Origin of the sequence: Pseudogemmobacter faecipullorum (assembly GCF_020539525.1) — a bacterium.
Classification (GTDB): Bacteria; Pseudomonadota; Alphaproteobacteria; order Rhodobacterales; family Rhodobacteraceae; genus Pseudogemmobacter; species Pseudogemmobacter faecipullorum.
Genome location: NZ_JACDXX010000003.1, coordinates 143,891 through 160,451 on the forward strand (window position 1 = coordinate 143,891; position 16,561 = coordinate 160,451).

16 protein-coding genes are annotated in these 16,561 nt (G+C 64.7%); 9 read left to right on the forward strand and 7 right to left on the reverse strand.

All coding sequences use genetic code 11. The features are described from left to right. The first annotated feature begins 228 nt into the window (after positions 1–228). Complete coding sequence (purM, locus tag H0485_RS04300) at positions 229–1,311, forward strand: phosphoribosylformylglycinamidine cyclo-ligase (protein WP_226934129.1); 1,083 nt, start codon at positions 229–231, stop codon at positions 1,309–1,311. Then, positions 1,308–1,895 (forward strand): phosphoribosylglycinamide formyltransferase, encoded by a 588-nt coding sequence (gene purN, locus H0485_RS04305; RefSeq protein WP_226934130.1) that lies wholly within the window; start codon positions 1,308–1,310, stop codon positions 1,893–1,895. The genes purM and purN overlap by 4 nt, the downstream gene beginning before the upstream one ends. A 19-nt stretch (positions 1,896–1,914) precedes the next feature. Here the strand turns inward: purN and H0485_RS04310 are convergent, their stop codons facing one another. Then, positions 1,915–2,382 (reverse strand): YbaN family protein, encoded by a 468-nt coding sequence (locus H0485_RS04310; protein WP_354002434.1) that lies wholly within the window; start codon positions 2,380–2,382, stop codon positions 1,915–1,917. A 305-nt stretch (positions 2,383–2,687) separates the two neighbouring features. On the opposite strand from H0485_RS04310, the gene rnd reads away from it, so the two are divergent. After that, positions 2,688–3,851 (forward strand): ribonuclease D, encoded by a 1,164-nt coding sequence (gene rnd / locus H0485_RS04315; protein WP_226934131.1) that lies wholly within the window; start codon positions 2,688–2,690, stop codon positions 3,849–3,851. A 226-nt stretch (positions 3,852–4,077) separates the two neighbouring features. Here the strand turns inward: rnd and H0485_RS04320 are convergent, their stop codons facing one another. Further along, complete coding sequence (locus tag H0485_RS04320) at positions 4,078–4,551, reverse strand: hypothetical protein (protein WP_226934132.1); 474 nt, start codon at positions 4,549–4,551, stop codon at positions 4,078–4,080. A gap of 169 nt (positions 4,552–4,720) precedes the next feature. Between H0485_RS04320 and H0485_RS04325 the strand changes: the two genes are divergently transcribed. Next, positions 4,721–5,137: a SufE family protein gene (locus H0485_RS04325; protein ID WP_226934133.1), complete on the forward strand. Its 417-nt coding sequence runs from the start codon at positions 4,721–4,723 to the stop codon at positions 5,135–5,137. Between the two features lie 53 nt (positions 5,138–5,190). On the opposite strand, the gene H0485_RS04330 is transcribed toward H0485_RS04325, so the two are convergent. The 3 genes from H0485_RS04330 to cobS all read right to left on the reverse strand — a co-directional run bounded on the left by H0485_RS04330 (position 5,191) and on the right by cobS (position 10,058). After that, positions 5,191–6,981, reverse strand: coding sequence for an aminopeptidase P family protein (locus H0485_RS04330; protein WP_226934134.1), 1,791 nt, complete (start codon positions 6,979–6,981; stop codon positions 5,191–5,193). Between the two features lie 74 nt (positions 6,982–7,055). After that, positions 7,056–8,924, reverse strand: a complete 1,869-nt coding sequence (gene cobT / locus H0485_RS04335; protein WP_226934135.1) for a cobaltochelatase subunit CobT — start codon at positions 8,922–8,924, stop codon at positions 7,056–7,058. A gap of 159 nt (positions 8,925–9,083) precedes the next feature. Then, positions 9,084–10,058: a cobaltochelatase subunit CobS gene (gene cobS / locus H0485_RS04340; protein ID WP_226934136.1), complete on the reverse strand. Its 975-nt coding sequence runs from the start codon at positions 10,056–10,058 to the stop codon at positions 9,084–9,086. 219 nt (positions 10,059–10,277) lie between these two features. Here cobS and H0485_RS04345 point away from each other — a divergent pair, with 219 nt between their 5' ends. Continuing rightward, positions 10,278–10,574, forward strand: coding sequence for a hypothetical protein (locus tag H0485_RS04345; protein WP_226934137.1), 297 nt, complete (start codon positions 10,278–10,280; stop codon positions 10,572–10,574). Between the two features lie 184 nt (positions 10,575–10,758). Here the strand turns inward: H0485_RS04345 and H0485_RS04350 are convergent, their stop codons facing one another. Further along, complete coding sequence (locus tag H0485_RS04350; RefSeq protein ID WP_226934138.1) at positions 10,759–11,391, reverse strand: J domain-containing protein; 633 nt, start codon at positions 11,389–11,391, stop codon at positions 10,759–10,761. Between the two features lie 85 nt (positions 11,392–11,476). Between H0485_RS04350 and H0485_RS04355 the strand changes: the two genes are divergently transcribed. From H0485_RS04355 to pepN, 4 genes are all read left to right on the forward strand, one after another. Then, positions 11,477–11,728 (forward strand): BolA family protein, encoded by a 252-nt coding sequence (locus H0485_RS04355; protein ID WP_226934139.1) that lies wholly within the window; start codon positions 11,477–11,479, stop codon positions 11,726–11,728. Positions 11,729–11,853: 125 nt separating this feature from the next. After that, complete coding sequence (locus H0485_RS04360; RefSeq protein WP_226934140.1) at positions 11,854–12,321, forward strand: SRPBCC domain-containing protein; 468 nt, start codon at positions 11,854–11,856, stop codon at positions 12,319–12,321. A gap of 107 nt (positions 12,322–12,428) precedes the next feature. After that, on the forward strand, positions 12,429–12,881 hold the full coding sequence (locus tag H0485_RS04365; RefSeq protein ID WP_226934141.1) for an NUDIX hydrolase: 453 nt from the start codon (positions 12,429–12,431) through the stop codon (positions 12,879–12,881). A 107-nt stretch (positions 12,882–12,988) separates the two neighbouring features. Further along, entirely contained in the window at positions 12,989–15,595 is a 2,607-nt protein-coding gene (gene pepN / locus H0485_RS04370) for an aminopeptidase N (protein WP_226934142.1), read from the forward strand. Positions 15,596–15,658: 63 nt separating this feature from the next. Here the strand turns inward: pepN and H0485_RS04375 are convergent, their stop codons facing one another. Then, a complete protein-coding gene (locus tag H0485_RS04375; protein ID WP_226934143.1) occupies positions 15,659–16,303 on the reverse strand; it encodes a transglycosylase SLT domain-containing protein in 645 nt (214 codons plus the stop codon). Between the last annotated feature and the right edge of the window lie 258 nt (positions 16,304–16,561).

Below are 16,561 nucleotides of genomic sequence, written 5' to 3' on the forward strand. Positions count from 1 at the left end.
CTGGTCCGAGCGGCCGCGTGGGGCGCGGGAGGGGGAGGGGCAGAGCCGGACCGGCGCAGAGGGCGCAGGCCGGGGGAAAGCCCGGCCAGGCGGGGTTTCGCCCCGGTTTTCAGGGCTGCGGCAATGCATCCCCGGCTTTCCTTCGCTTTGAGGGGGCCAACGCGCGTTGCCTTTCTGTGACGTCTCGTCTAAGCGGGCGGCAGTGATTTCCGGGCCGGGAGACGGGCAATGAGCAATGGCAGCAGCACTGAACAGAAGGCCGGTCATAACGGCCTGACCTATGCCCAGGCAGGGGTTGATATCGATGCCGGCAACCGCCTGGTCGACCGGATCAAACCGGCGGCAAAATCGACCAGCCGTTCGGGCACTATGGGCGGGCTTGGCGGCTTTGGCGCTTTGTTCGATCTGAAAGCGGCAGGCTTTGAGGATCCGATCCTCGTCGCCGCGACCGATGGCGTCGGCACCAAGCTGCGCATCGCGATCGATACCGGCAATGTCGATACGATCGGCATCGACCTTGTTGCCATGTGCGTCAATGACCTGGTCTGCCAGGGCGCCGAGCCTTTGTTCTTCCTCGATTATTTCGCCACCGGCAAACTTGATGTCGATCAGGCGGCCCGCATTGTCGAAGGCATTGCCGAGGGCTGCCGTCAGTCGGGCTGCGCCCTGACCGGCGGCGAGACCGCCGAGATGCCGGGCATGTATCACAAGGGTGATTTCGATCTCGCCGGTTTCGCGGTCGGGGCGATGGAGCGTGGCACCCATCTGCCGGCCGGCGTGGCCGAGGGCGATGTGCTGCTGGGTCTGGCCTCGAATGGCGTGCATTCCAATGGCTACAGCTTCGTGCGCAAAGTGGTTGAACTCTCGGGCCTGGGCTGGGATGCGGCCTCGCCCTTCTCGCAAGGCAGCCTCGGCGAGGCGCTGCTCGCGCCGACCCGGCTTTATGTCAAACAGGCTCTGGCGGCGATGCGGGCCGGTGGCGTGCATGCGCTGGCGCATATCACCGGCGGTGGCATCACGGAAAACCCGCCGCGCGTGCTGAGCGAGGGCCTGGCCTGCGAGATTGATCTCGGCTCCTGGGAGCTGCCGCCGGTGTTCCGCTGGCTGGCACAAACCGCACAGATGTCCGAGCCGGAACTGCTCAAGACCTTCAACTGCGGCATTGGCATGATGCTGGTGGTAGCGGCGGATCAGGCTGATGAGATCGCGGCGCTGCTGACCGGCTTTGGCGAGAAAGTCTCGCGTATGGGCCAGATCATCGCCGCGCCGGAAGGCAGCGAAGGCGTTGTCTATAAAGGCCGTCTTCTGTGAAACGCATTGCCATCCTGATTTCGGGGGGTGGCTCCAATATGGTCGCGCTGGTGAACTCGATGATCGGGGATCATCCGGCGCGCGCCGTTCTGGTGGCCTCCAATGATCCAGGGGCTTCGGGGCTGGTGAAAGCGGCCGGGCGTGGCATTGCCACCGCCGCCGTCGATCACCGCCTCTATGGCAGGGACCGCGCCGCTTTTGAGGCCGATCTGTTGCAGCATATCGAGGCGGCCAGTCCCGATATTCTTTGCCTTGCCGGGTTCATGCGGGTGCTCACCCCGGGTTTCGTGCAGAAATTTGAGGGGCGGATGCTGAATATCCATCCCTCGCTTTTGCCGAAATATCCCGGGCTGCATACCCATCAGCGCGCGCTTGATGCCGGGGATGCGGAAGCGGGCTGCTCGGTGCATGAGGTGACGGCGGTACTCGATGACGGGCCATTGCTCGGCCAGGCGCGGGTGCCGGTTCTGCCCGGTGATACGGCCGACAGCCTCGCGGCCCGGGTGCTGGTGCAGGAGCACCGGCTCTATCCGGAGGTTCTGCGCCGCTATGCAGCGGGCGACCGGACGCCGGTCTGTCTGTGAAACCGCATCCGGGCGACGCTCAGCGCGCCCGGCCCTGGCGGTCCCGGGGGGGCCTTGGGCCTCGGGGGCCTTCGGGCCGGGTCCAGATCCAGAGCGCGGTCAGCGACAGCACGCCCGCCTGGATCACCAGCGCATAGAGCGGCAGGCCGAGCGCCAGGCTCAGCAGAAAAGCCGCTGCCATGCCGAGCAGCGCCGCGCGCTTGCCGCGCCGGCTGATTGCGCCGTGATCGCGCCAGTTGCGGATCAGTGGGCCAAAGCTCTGATGCGCCAGCAGCCAGTCATGCACCCGGCTGGAAGAGCGGGCAAAGCAGGCCGCCGCCAGCAGCACGAAAGGCGTGGTCGGCAGCAAGGGCAGAAAGATCCCCAGAATCCCCAGCCCCAGCGCCAGACAGCCCGCCAGAAACCACAGCGGCCGCACCAGTGCCAGCGCCGGTTTCGCCGCCCCGTCGCCGGGTGGCAGAGGCTGTGAGGGGGGCAGATCAGACATAGGGCTCCAGGCTTCGGGCCGCGCAGCGGAACAGGGCGCAGTGCAATCAGCTCTAAGCCAGTTCAGGGCAAAGAAAAACCCCCGGGGGCCAGCGGGCGGCCTGAGCGCGGGAGGGGCGGGGGCGGGACATGGGCAGGCCGCGGGCAGGGCCTGAAACAGGCGGCAGATCACGCTAAAGCAACTCTTTTCAATCCTGACGCCCGGCAGTAGACAGATTATGTCGCAGCCGGGGCCCGCGAGAACGCGTCAGCCATCAGACTGCCTGATCCATGGGCGGGATACCCCCGCGTGAGCCGTGAGGACTGATGCGTACCATTACCACGACTGAAGAGCTGGCATTATTCTGTGCCGCCGCAAAAGCAGCTCCCTATGTCACCATCGATACCGAGTTTCTGCGTGAGCGGACCTACTGGTCCAAACTCTGCCTGATCCAGATGGCGCTGCCGGGCAAGGATGGTGATGCTGTTCTGGTTGACCCGATTGAGGGCAGCGAAATGTCGATGGAGCCGCTCTATGACCTGTTCCGCCATGAGGCGACGGTCAAGGTCTTCCATGCCGCCCGTCAGGATCTGGAGATTTTCTTCGTCGAGGGCGGGGTGTTCCCGACGCCTTTGTTTGACACCCAGATTGCCGCTATGGTCTGCGGTTTTGGCGAGCAGGTCGGCTATGAGACCCTGGTGCGCAAGATTGCCCGCGCCAATCTCGACAAGACCTCGCGTTTCACCGACTGGTCGCGCCGGCCTTTGTCGGAGGCCCAGAAAGAATATGCTCTGGCCGATGTCACCCATCTGCGGGTGATCTATGAATGGCTGGCGGCGCAGCTGAAGAAAAACGGCCGTGCGCCCTGGGTCGAGGAAGAGCTGGCGGTGCTGACCGATCCGGCGACCTATACTGTGCATCCGGATGAGGCCTGGAAGCGGATCAAGACCCGCACCTCCTCGGCGCGCTTCCTGGCGGTGGTGCGCGAACTGGCGCGGTTCCGCGAGGCCTGGGCCCAGGAGCAGAATGTGCCGCGCTCGCGGGTGATGAAGGATGACGCGCTGCTGGAACTGGCCTCAACCCGGCCAACCAGCCTGGAAGAGCTGGGCCGCTCGCGGCTGCTTTTGCGCGAGGGGCGCAAGCCTGAGATTGCCGAAGGCATTCTGACGGCTGTGAAAAAGGGCCTTGAGGCCCGGACCGATGATCTGCCGAAGCCCGAATCCCATGCCGATCAGCCGCAGGTCAATGGCGCGCTGGCCGATCTGCTGCGGGTGCTGCTGAAGGCGAAATCCGAACAGCTCGGCGTGGCGCCGCGCCTGATCGCCTCGGCTTCCGAGCTCGATGCCATTGCCGCCGGCGGCCGCGATGTCGAGACGCTGAAGGGCTGGCGGCTTGAGGCCTTTGGCGAAGAGGCTTTGCGGCTGTGCAAGGGCGAGATTGCTTTGATGGCCAGGGGCACGGAAGTGCGCACGATCCGCGTCGGCGGCTGAGCCGTTCCCGCGACTGAGCAAAACAAAAGGGGGGCCTTCTGCCCCCCTGACCCCCGGGGATATTTGTCGGAGGGGAAGCCGGATCAGCCGCCGGATCAGCCCTGGTCTGCGCACTGATCCCGGGCCACGCGCGCGCGTCCTGATTGCGCCTGAAAAATCTGAGAGGGCCAGAAATCTGAGAGGGCCAGAAATCTGAGGGGGCCAGTGGCCCCCTTATTGCATCCGATCAGCGCCCGGCCGAGCGCGCGTCATTCGCGCCCTGCACCACGATGGTGCGGATATCGGCAAGCCTTGTGCGCGACAGATGCAGCGCCACCGTCACCTCGCGCGAACGCGGGCTGTTCACCGCTTCGGCCTTTGGCGGCGCCATGATGCGGAAATCCAGCACCAGCACGCCGGGCTCGGTCTGCGGCAGTTCCACCAGGCTGGCTTTCCACCAGCCCTGGCTCGGGGTCAGGCCGGTGGCGCGGATGATGGCCCCGGAACCGATCGGCTCAACCGCCATGGAGAGCACCTGCGAGACCCGCTCGCGCCCGTCCTGGGGCTGGCCGGGCGTTAGGGGCTGTTCGACCCGGGCGGCGGGCTGGGAACTGCCAAACCAGTTCAGCGGGTTCAGTCGGCTCTGGCCAAAGCCGCAGGCGGCGAGGCTCAGGGTCAGACAAAGCACAAGACCAGGGCGCAACAGGCTGGGTCGGATCATCCGGGCATTCTCCATCTTCCGCCTCTGGCTAACCCGAAAGCGCTGCTTTGAAAAGCCGCTGCGCAGCTTTGCGCCGGGCTTTCACAGCAGGCGCGGCAATTCTGCGGTGGCAGGGCACTGGACCTCGCGCCCGCGCGGCGCTACCTGACAGGGATAAAGGAGATCCGCTATGGCCACTGCCGCTTTTGAGGACATTGCCGAGACGCTTGAATTTCTCGACGACTGGGAAGATCGCTATCGCCATGTGATCGAGCTGGGCAAGGCGATGCCGGTGCTGGAAGACAGCTTCCGGGTGCCGGCCTATAAGGTCGAGGGCTGCGCCAGCCAGGTCTGGCTGCGGCCGATGATCCGCGATTCCCGGGTGGATTTTGAGGGCGAATCCGATGCGATGATCGTGCGCGGTCTGATCGCCATTCTGCATGCGCTCTATTCCGGCCTGACGCCCGCCGAGGCGCTGGCGGTCGATGCTTTCGCTGAATTCGACCGGATCGGGCTGAAGGATAATCTTTCGGCGCAGCGTTCGAACGGCTTGCGGGCGATGATCACCCGCATCCGTGAGATCGCCGCTGAGGCGGCTGCGGCCTGAGGTCTGAGGTCTGGCACCTGAGCCATTCTGTGAGCTGAACCTATCTGCGCGCCTCAGAGCGGCGCGCAGGCCCTTTCCAGCCAGGAGAGGGTTTCAGCGCTGACGCGCGGGCCGATCTTTGCCAGAACTTCGGCATGATAGGCATCAAGCCAGGCGCGCTCGGCCTGAGACAGCTGATCGGCGAGCACCAGACGGCGATCAAAGGGCGCGAAGGTCAGGGTCTCAAACGACAGCTGATCGCGGCCGTCGCCAAGTTTTTCGGCCGCATCCACCACGATCAGATTTTCCAGCCGGATGCCGAAAGCGCCCTCGCGGTAATAGCCCGGCTCATTCGACAGGATCATCCCGGGCTGCAAAGCCACTTCCGAGACGCGCGAGATGCGCTGCGGCCCCTCATGCACCGAGAGGAAGGCGCCGACGCCATGGCCGGTGCCATGGTCGTAATCAAGGCCAAGGCTCCACAGATGCTGGCGGGCGAGGGCGTCGAGGTCACGCCCGGCAAGGCCACGCGGCCAGCGCGCCCGCGAAATCGCGATCATGCCGCGCAGCACCGCCGTATAGCAGATCCGCGCCTCCTCGCCCGGATCGCCGATGGCGATGGTGCGGGTGATATCGGTGGTGCCGTCCTGGTATTGCGCGCCGCTGTCGACCAGCAGCAGCTCTCCGCTCTGCAGCGCGCGATCGGTCTCTTCCGTCACCCGGTAATGGATGATCGCCCCATCGGGGCCCGCGCCGCAGATCGTGTCAAAGCTGATATCGAACAAAGCATTGCTGGCGCGGCGGAACTCTTCCAGCGCTCTGACCACCGCAATCTCGGTCAGATCACCCGGCGCCTCACGGTCGAGCCAGCACAGGAATTCGGCCATGGCCGCGCCGTCGCGCAGATGCGCCTCACGCGTATGGGTAATCTCGCCGGGGTTTTTGCAGGCCTTGGGAAGGCGGCAGGGATCCTCGCCAAAGCGGGCCTCGACCCCGGCTCGGCTCAGGATCTGCGACAAAGCCAGCGGCGCGGTCAGCCGGTCAAGCCGCACCGGGCCCTGCAGCGCGCTCAGCGCGGCGCTGAAGGCTTCGGGCAGGGCGAGGCTGACATCGGGGCCGAGCAGCTCTGCCAGCCCGTTCTCCCCGGCGCGCGGGGTGAAGAGGGTGACTTTGTCATCCGCAAACAGGAAGGCAAAGGCCTGGGCGACCGGATTGCGCGGCACGTCCTGGCCCCGGATGTTCAACAGCCAGCAGATCGAATCCGGCTGGGTCAGCACCGCCACCCGCTCGCCCGATTTACGCAGCTCTGCGCCGAGGCGCTGGCGTTTCGCCGCGGCGCTTTCACCAGCCAGATCATCGGCATGAAGGAAAATCGCTTTCGCGGGCGGGGCAGGCCGGTCGGGCCAGATCGCATCGACCAGATTGTCGCAGGGGCGCAGAGTGATGGCCGTGCCCTGCAGCGCTGCCTCGATCCGGGCGATCTCATCGGCGGTATGGAGCCAGGGGTCAAAGCCCACCACGCCTGCGCTCAGATTGTCGCGCAGCCAGTCGCCGGGTCTGATCTCGGGCCAGGCCACGGGGCTGAAATGCGCCAGATCGACCTGGGCTTTCACCTGGGTACGGTAGCGCCCGTCGATGAACACCCCCGCCGCTTCCTGCAGCGCGATACAAAACCCCGCCGAGCCGGTAAAGCCGGTCAGCCATTCCAGCCGTGCATCGCCGGGCGCGACATATTCGCCCTGATAGACATCGGCGCGCGGCACGATAAAGCCTTCCAGCCCCGCGTCATGCATTGCCTCACGCAATGCGGAAAGCCGTGCCGGACCCTGCCCGGGCGAGGCAGCACTGTCGAAACTCTGGAACATCGGGCTGACCCTCAGCTGATTTATCTGACCTTGCAGCGGCCGGAGAAGCTTGCTCCGGCCTGCTGTAAACCGGCTCAGCCGGCGCGCCGGGCCCCGCCGCGGCTCTGGGCTTTGGGGTCTTTGTCAAACAGTCCGGCCAGCTGCTCGGTCATCGCGCCTGCCAGCTGCTCGACATCGGTAATGGTGACGGCGCGCTGATAATAGCGCGTCACATCATGGCCGATGCCAATGGCGATCAGCTCGACGCCGCGGCGCTTTTCGACCATGGCAATCACATCGCGCAGATGTTTTTCGAGGAAGCTCGCCGGGTTCACCGACAAAGTGCTGTCATCGACCGGCGCGCCATCCGAGATCACCATCAGGATCTTGCGGGCCTCGGGCCGGGCCAGCATCCGGCGATGCGCCCATTCCAGCGCCTCGCCATCGATGTTTTCCTTCAGCAGGCCCTCTTTCATCATCAGCCCCAGATTGGGGCGGGCGCGCCGCCAGGGGGCATCGGCCGATTTATAGATGATATGGCGCAGATCGTTCAGCCGGCCAGGCTGCTGGGGCCGGTTATCGGCCAGCCATTTCTCGCGGCTCTGCCCGCCTTTCCAGGCACGGGTGGTAAAGCCGAGGATCTCGGTCTTGACCTGGCAGCGCTCGAGCGTGCGCGCCAGAACATCGGCGCAGATCGCGGCAATCGAGATCGGCCGGCCCCGCATCGAGCCGGAATTATCGATCAGCAGGGTCACGACCGTATCGCGGAACTCGGTGTCTTTTTCCCATTTGAACGACAAGGGCGTGGTCGGATTGGCAATCACCCGCGCCAGACGCCCGGCATCGAGAATGCCCTCTTCGAGATCAAACAGCCAGGAGCGGTTCTGCTGCGCCTGCAGGCGGCGCTGCAGCTTATTGGCCAGCCGTCCGACCGCGCCTTTCAGCGGGTCGAGCTGTTGATCGAGATAGGCGCGCAGCCGCTCGAGCTCGGCCGGTTCGGCCAGATCCTCGGCGCGGATCTCTTCGTCGAAAGCGGTGGTATAGACGGCGTAATTCGGATCGGCATCGGAATGGGCCGGGGGCGGCGGCGGCTCGATCGGTGCCTCGCCCTCGGGCAGCTCGGTCTCATCGCCGAGCTCCATCTCGGCATTATCATCCATCTGGACCTGAGCCTGGCTCTCGTCCTGCTGCTCTTCCTGGGAACGTTCGGGCGAGGCCTCGGCCTCTTCGCCCTGTTCCTGTTCCTCGCCCTCGCTTTCGGGGCTGTCCTGATCTTCCTCGGCCTCGTCCTGGCCTTCCTCCTCATCGGGGCGGTCGGGATCATCACCCAGCTGATCGCCGTAACCGAGATCCGAGATCACCCGGCGCGCCAGCCGCGCGAAAGCGCTCTGATCGGCCAGAACATCATCGAGGTTTTCCAGCGCGCCGCCGGCCTGTTCCTCCATGAAACCACGCCAGAGGTTCAGCACATTCTCGGCGCCCGCAGGCAGTTTACGCCCGGTCGCCAGTGAGCGTACCAGATAGCCCGCCGCTACCGGCAAAGGCGCCTCCTGGGCACTGGTGATCTGGGAATAGCCTTTGCGATCCGCTTCCTGGCCGATTTTGGCGTCGATATTGGTGGCAGTGCCGGGCATGAGCCGCGCGCCCATGGCCTCGCAGCGGGCGGTTTCCATCGCCTCATAGATATCGCGGGCGAGCTGGCCCTGGGGCAGATATTTCGCCGCCAGAGCCTCGTTATGGAATTTGCGGCGCATGGCGAAAGCATCGGCAGTGCCGCGCGCGATCAGCACTTCCTCGCGCGTCAGGCGACGCGAGACCTGGGGCAGGCGCACGCCCTCTTTATTCATGCCAGGCGGGTCGACCGAATATGAGACCGACATCTCCGGATCATCGGCCAGTACTTTGGTGGCCTCTGCCAGGGCCTTTTTGAACGGATCGGCGGGATTGTCGCCAGGCTTGCTCATGGATCGACCCTGTGAATGAGAAAGGCCGGGGGCGCTTCGCCCCCCGGACCCCCTGAGGATATTTTCAGACAGATGAAAGCTGCTTTTTGTTCATCTGTCGAAAAATATCCCCGGGGGGAGGCCGAAGGCCGTGGGGGGCAGGCAGCCCCCTTTCTGTTTTTACTTCATCGCCTTTGAGGCCGCGCTCTCGGGCAGTTCCTCATTGAAGCAGCGCTGATAGAATTCGGCCACGGTCTGGCGCTCGAGCTCGTCGCATTTGTTGAGGAAGGACAGCCGGAAAGCATAGCCGATATTGCGGAAGATCCGGGCATTCTCGGCCCAGTTCAGCACGGTGCGCGGCGACATCACGGTCGAGAGATCGCCATTGGTAAAGGCGGTGCGGGTCAGATCGGCCACGGTCACCATCTGGCTGATTTCCTTGCGGCCCTCAGCGGTATTGTAATGCGGGTTCTTGGCCAGAACGATCGCGGCCTCGGCATCATGGCTGAGGTAGTTCAGCGTGGTGACCAGCGACCAGCGGTCCATCTGGGCCTGGTTGATCTGCTGCACGCCGTGATAAAGCCCGGTGGTATCGCCGAGGCCGACGGTATTTGCCGTGGCAAACAGGCGGAACGAGGGATGGGGCGTGATCACTTCATTCTGGTCAAGCAAAGTCAGCTTGCCATCATGTTCCAGCACGCGCTGGATCACGAACATCACATCGGCGCGGCCGGCGTCATATTCGTCGAAAACGATGGCGACATTATTGCGCAAAGCCCAGGGCAGGATGCCTTCCTGGAATTTGGTAACCTGCTTGCCGTCCTCGAGCTTGATCGCATCCTTACCGATCAGGTCGATCCGGCTGATATGGCTGTCGAGATTGACCCGCACGCAGGGCCAGTTCAGCCGCGCCGCAACCTGTTCGATATGGGTTGATTTACCCGTGCCGTGATAGCCCTGGATCATCACCCGGCGGTTGTAGGCGAAGCCTGCGAGAATCGCCAGCGTGGTATCGGGATCGAATTTATAGGTCGGATCGATCTCCGGCACGCGGTCACTGCGTTCGGCAAAGCCCTTAACGCGCATGTCACTGTCGATGCCAAAGACATCGCGGACAGAAATTTCCTCAGTCGGCTTCATCGCAGTATCAGGCATGCTCTCGTCCGGAATTCAGGAGTACCGTGAGGTTCATGGAACATTACGCCCTCGGGTGCAAGAGCAGCGGCGGGGAAAGCGGGGCGTCCCGGCTCAGCCTTTTGGTGGCATGAACAGCAGATATTCCGGCGCGCCCGGGGCCGGGAAGGATCTCGTCCGACAGGAGCGGGGGCCGATGGCAGGAACACAGGAACAGGAGCAAGGCTGATCTGAGCGGCTGTGCTGGCGCTCTCTGCCCGGGGAGCGCTGGCGGTGCTGCTCTGTGAAGCCGGGCCGGGGCCGGGATCGGGGGCAGGCGCTGACCTGCTCAGCCTGCCGGTTTTATCGCTGGTTCTCACCGCTTTGCTGCCTGGCTTTGTGCTGACGGCCTTCTGGGGCTCGCGCCGGGGGCTGGCGGGGCTGGGTGCCACGCTGATGGCGCTGAGCGGGCCGCTCTTGCTGGGGCTGATGGCCGGGGTGCTGCTGCGCCATGCTTTCGCTCCGGCGGCGCTCGGCTGCCGCGCCCGGGCCTGCTGATCCGGGATCTGGCGGCGGTGCCGGAGGCGGCGGGGCGGATTTACCGCGAGGCGGCGCGGGAGGCGCCGCTCTCACTGTTCAGGCTGCTGGAGGGGGCAGTCTGCCCCGGCAGTGCCGGGCGGCTGCAGCTGCGCGCGGGCCTGCTGCGGCGCGCCCTGCTGCTGCAGCCTTCCCGCAGGCAGGTTCAGTCGCGGAAATAGCGGCTGTCCTTGATCTGATCCCAGGCCCAGACCACCTCCTGCAGCATCTCCTCCTGGCTGCGGTCGCCGCCGTTCATATCAGGGTGAAGAACCTTGATCAGCGCTTTGTATTGCTTGCGGATTTCCGGTTTGGTCATGCTGTCGCGACTGTCGAGGATCTCCAGCGCTCTGCGCTCGGTCGGCGGCAGTTTGCGCGTGGCTCCGTTCACCGGCTTATTGCCGGGATTGAGCGTGCCCTTTTCGCCCAGAATCTCAAGCGGATCCCTGACCCCCATCCGGGCCCAGGAATTGCCATCGTCTTTTTTCGAGAAGGGCTTGGTCTCGCGTTCCCAGAGCCGGTCTTTCTCGACGATGCGGCGGAATTCCTCATCCGAAGTGCCGTCGAAGAAATTCCATTTCAGATTATATTCGCGGATGTGATCCTTGCAGAACCAGAAAAACTCTTCCAGCTGCTCGCGCGATTTCGGCGCGCGGAACTGGCCCGGTTTGTCACAATTGGGATAGTCGCAGCCCCGGGCATCGCTGGGGGCAACCCCTGCGGCGCGCCGGCCTGCGGATTTGCGTTTCTTATCCGTTGAAACACGGAGATCGAAGTTTAACGGGTTCTTATTTACCATAGGGTTGCAGGGCCTCTGCTGCCTTCTCGACTCGGGGCGCTAGTTTTAGGTATTTTACCGGCAGAGAGAAGGGGGTCGTCCAAAAATGAACATGACCGAAGAGATCCGCAGCCGGCTTGAGAGCGCGTTTTCGCCGCGTGAGCTGGAGGTGGTGAATGAAAGCTATAAACATGCAGGCCATGCCGGGGATGATGGCACGGGGGAAAGCCATTTCCAGGTGATGATCCGCGCCGATGAGCTTGCGGCTCAGGGCCGGGTGGCGCGGCACCGCGCGGTGATCCGGGCGCTTGGCGATATTCCGGCGCGGATCCATGCTCTGGGCCTCGATATCGGCTGATATTGGCCGGGGCAGTGGCGGGGCGCGCCGCAGCGGGTCCTGTCTGTCCCGGAGGTCTGTCACAATGGGACGGCATCCGCCCGGGCTGATCCGGGCGGGAAATCATTCCTTACCGGGAGGTGGAGATGCATTTCGATCCTGTGACCGACCTGTTTCTGGAGCGCCATTTTCAGGCAAAGCCTGCGACGCTCTGGCGCTGTCTGACCGAGCCCGGCCTGATTGAGCAATGGTTCGCGCCGCGCCCGGTCAGGGTGCGCGATGTGGTGTTCGAGCCCTGGCCCGGCGGCGCCTTTAACTCGGTGATGGATGTGCCGGGCATGGAGGAGATCAGGGGCAGGGGCTGCATTCTGGCGATCGAGCCCGAGCGGCGGCTGGTCTGGACCGATCTGCTGCGCGCGGGCTGGCATCCCAACAGTGACAGCTTTGGCTTTACCGCGGTGACCGAGCTGAGCGCCGAGGCGGGCGGCACTTTCCTGCGCAGCTCTGCCCTGCATCGCAGCGAGGCGCAGCGCGCAGAGCATGAGAAAATGGGCTTTCATGAGGGCTGGGGCAAAGCCGCCGATCAGCTGGGGGAGCTGGCGCTCAGCCTGTAAGCCGGTTTCGCGGCGGCCAGATGGCAGATGCGGCATGGACAGTATGCTGATTTTCCTGTCATTCTGGCGCCGACCCGGCGATCTCAGCCGGCCAGCCGGAGCCGGATTTGACCGAAATTTCCCCTCGCCTGCCGCGGCTTGCCGCGCTTGCTCTCACCCTGTCCGGCAGTGAAGTGCTGCTGGTGCGCCGCGCCAATCCGCCCGATCAGGGCCTCTGGGGCTATCCGGGCGGCAAGGTTGAATTTGGCGAGACCATGGCCGAGGCGGCGGTGCGCGAACTGGCCGAGGAGACCGGGCTGGTCGCGGTGGCGGTTGAGGAGCTGGGCCGGATCGAGCTGATCGACCGCGATCCCGAGGGTGGGGTGCTCTATCATTATTACCTCGGCGTGGTGCTCTGCGAGGGCCAGCCCGGCCCGGTCTGCGCCGGGGATGATGCGGAAGAGGCGGCCTGGTTTCCCTTTGCCAGCGTGCTGGAGGGCGAGCTGGGGCTTAGCAAGGATGTGGCGCTTTATCTGCAGCTGGCGCTGGCCCGCCGCGAGGCCGCCGCTTTGCCGGGCTGAGCCCGGCCAGCGCTTGTATCTGCCGGGGCAGAGGTTCAGTCTGCAGCCCTGCCTGTGCCGCGCCCCCTGGACTTTCAGGGCGGCGTTGCCTGAGGAAAGGGAAAGTCATGTCCTCTGAAACCCCGCCGGTCACCGCTGCCGATCCGCGCAGCATCTGGCTCGCCGATTATCAGCCCTATAGCCATGTGCTTGATAAGGCAGAGCTTTGCTTCCGGCTCGCGCCGAAAGGCACCAGGGTCAGCGCCAGGCTGCATCTGCGGCCCTCGGCTGCGGCGCGTGGCCGCCATGTGCTGCGTCTCGACGGCGAGGCTTTGCGTCTGGTGTCGCTGCGTCTCGATGGCCAGCTCATCGATCTGACCCCGGATCCGACCGGGCTGACCCTTCCTGCCGATCTCTTGCCCGATGCGCCTTTCGTGCTGGAAACCGAGGTGCTGATTGATCCGGTGAGCAATACTGCGCTGGAGGGGCTTTACATGTCCAATGGCATGTATTGCAGCCAGTGCGAGGCTCAGGGCTTTCGCAAAATCACCTTCTGGCCCGACCGTCCCGATGTGATGACGCGCTATACGGTGCGCATCGAGAGCGATCTGCCGGTGCTGCTGTCGAATGGCAATCCCACCGCCTCGGGGCCGGGCTGGGCCGAATGGCATGATCCCTGGCCGAAACCCTCATATCTCTTTGCTTTGGTGGCGGGTGATCTGGTGGCCTGTCGCGACAGTTTCACCACCATGTCGGGCCGGAAGGTCGATCTGGCGATCTGGGTGCGGGCCGGGGATGAGAGCCGCTGCGCCTGGGCGATGGACAGCCTGATCCGCTCGATGAAATGGGATGAAGAGGTCTACGGCCGCGAATATGATCTCGATGTGTTCAATATCGTCGCGGTGGATGATTTCAACATGGGGGCGATGGAGAATAAGGGGCTGAATATCTTCAACTCCAAATTCGTGCTCGCCGATGCCGAAAGCGCTACCGATGATGATTTCGCCCGGATCGAGGCGATCATTGCCCATGAATATTTCCACAACTGGACCGGCAACCGCATCACCTGCCGCGACTGGTTCCAGCTCTGCCTGAAAGAGGGGCTGACCGTGTTCCGCGATCAGCAGTTCTCGGGCGATATGCGCAGCCATGCCGTTAAGCGCATCGAGGATGTGGCTTTGCTGCGCGCGCGGCAGTTTCGCGAGGATCAGGGGCCGCTGGCCCATCCGGTGCGCCCCGAAAGCTTTGTCGAGATCAATAATTTCTACACCGCCACGGTCTATGAAAAAGGCGCCGAGCTGATCGCTATGCTCAAGACCCTGGTCGGGGATGCGGCTTATGCGAAGGCGCTTGATCTCTATTTCAGCCGCCATGATGGCGAGGCGGCGACGATCGAGGACTGGCTGAAGGTGTTTGAGGATGTGACCGGCCGTGATCTGTCGCAGTTCAAACGCTGGTACAGCGAGGCCGGCACGCCGCGCCTTGAAGTCAGTGAGGCCTGGGAGGTGGGGGAGGCCGGGGAGGCGGGGGTCTATACCCTGAGCTTCACCCAGCACACGCCGCCGACGCCGGGACAAAAGCAGAAAAACCCGCGGGTGATCCCGATTGCGGTCGGCCTGCTGGGGCCGAATGGCGATGAGATCCGCCCGACCGAAGTGCTGGAAATGACCGAAGTGCAGCAGAGCTTCCGCTTTGAGGGGCTGACGGCGCGGCCGGTGCCCTCGATCCTGCGCGGCTTCTCGGCGCCGGTGCTGCTGGCGCGCGACAGCAGCGCCGCCGAGCGTGCCTTCCTGCTGGCCCATGATACCGATCTGTTTAACCGCTATGAGGCCGGGCGCTCGCTGGCGCGCGAGATGCTGGTGGCGCAGCTGACCGGCGGCGCGGATCTGCGCGCAACCTGGGCTGCGGCGCTGGCGGCGCTGATCCGCGACGAAAGCCTTGATCCGGCCTTCCGGGCGCTGACGCTGCGGCTGCCCTCCGAGGATGATCTGGCCCAGGCGCTGAGTGAGCGCGGCCATCTGCCGGATCCGGAAGCGATCCGCAGCGCCCGGCGCGCGGCTCAGGATCTGCTGGCCGGGGGGCTGAGCGCTGATCTGCCCGGGCTGATCGCCGGTCTCGCCTCGGACCGGCCCTTCCTGCCTGATGCCGAAGGGGCAGGGCGGCGCAGTCTTTCGGCCGGGCTTCTGGCCTTGCAGACCCGGCTCGATGGCGGCGCGGCGGCGCGCCAGGCCTTTGATGCGGCGGATAATATGACCAGCGCCATCGGCGCGCTGACGGCTTTGCTCGATATTGGCGCGGGCGGGGCCGAGCTGGCCGCTTTCGCCGCCCGCTGGCAACAGGACCGCAATGTCATGGACAAATGGTTCATGCTGCAGGCGGCGCTGGCGGCGCCCGACCAGGCGGTGGAGCTGGTGGCAGAGCTGGCGGCACATCCAGGCTTTGATCTGAAGAACCCCAACCGCTTCCGTGCGGTCTTTGGTGGGCTGAGTGCCAATCATGCCGGTTTCCACCGCGCCGATGGCGCGGGCTACCGGCTGCTGGCGGACTGGCTGATCCGGCTCGATGCGCTGAACCCGCAAAGCGCGGCCCGGGTCTCGGCGGCGTTTGAGACCTGGCCGCGTTATGATCCGGCGCGGCGCGCCCTGATCACGGCCGAGCTCGACCGCATCCTCGCCACCCCGGGCCTCAGCCGCGATCTGGGCGAAATGGCCGGACGGATGCGCGCCGCGGGCTGAGATGACAAAAGCCGCTCCCGGGAGGGGGCGGCTTTCAGATTTCTCCGGGCGGCAGGTCTTGCGTCAGAGTTTGGCCTGTTTGCTCCCGGCGCACCAGGGCTGAGCCGAGGTCACCGCCGCCATTTCGGCGCGCTTTGAGGATTTGCGGAACGGGCCCCAGTCGCGGCCGATGCCGAGACTGCCATTGCCGGCAACCACACCGTCACGCGCGACATTTTTCGAAAAAATCTCAACGGCGCAGCTGAGATTCTGACCGCCGTCTTTCAGCGCCGCCGCCGAGGTGGCGTCGCATTTATACAGCTTTGCCGTGGCGGGCGAGATCTGCATCAGCCCGATATAGCGGCCACCGCCACCCGAGGCGCGCGGATTCCAGGTGCTCTCATGCTTGGCCACCGCATTCATCAGCCCGACCCAGAAGGCGCGGCGCTGTTCAATTGGCGCATCCTTATAGCCCGGGCACCAGGTGGCGATATCGGCGGGGACTTTCGAGGACAGCAGCGCGTCCTTGGCGGTCACCGCCGCCAGCGCCTCGATGGTCCAGTCTTTGTTGCCGGTATGGCGTTCCCAGCCCATAGGGGCGCGGGCGATAAAGCTTTCAGAGGGCGCAGAGCCAAAGCGGGTGGTATTTCCGGCTTCGACGCAACCTGCGAGCAGCAGCGCTGCTGTCAGGGTTGCGATGGCACTGATGCCTGATCTGAAAACTTGCATAGGTTAAGCTCGCTGTGGCCCCGGGACGGTGTCTTCTTCCCGGTTAGCCCGGCGGATCTGACCGGGGCGGCATAGAGCAAAGCCGGTCCCGCCACCAGATTTCAGCAACCACGCGAAAACCGGGCGGCGAATTCTCGCCACCCCGCGCGGCAGGCGCTGAGCGTATTTCCGCTGTCTACAGGGAAATCGCGGCATTTTCTGTGACAAAGCCGCCCGGTCTCTGGCACTGGCCTGCGGCTGCTGCGCCGGGCTGTAGAA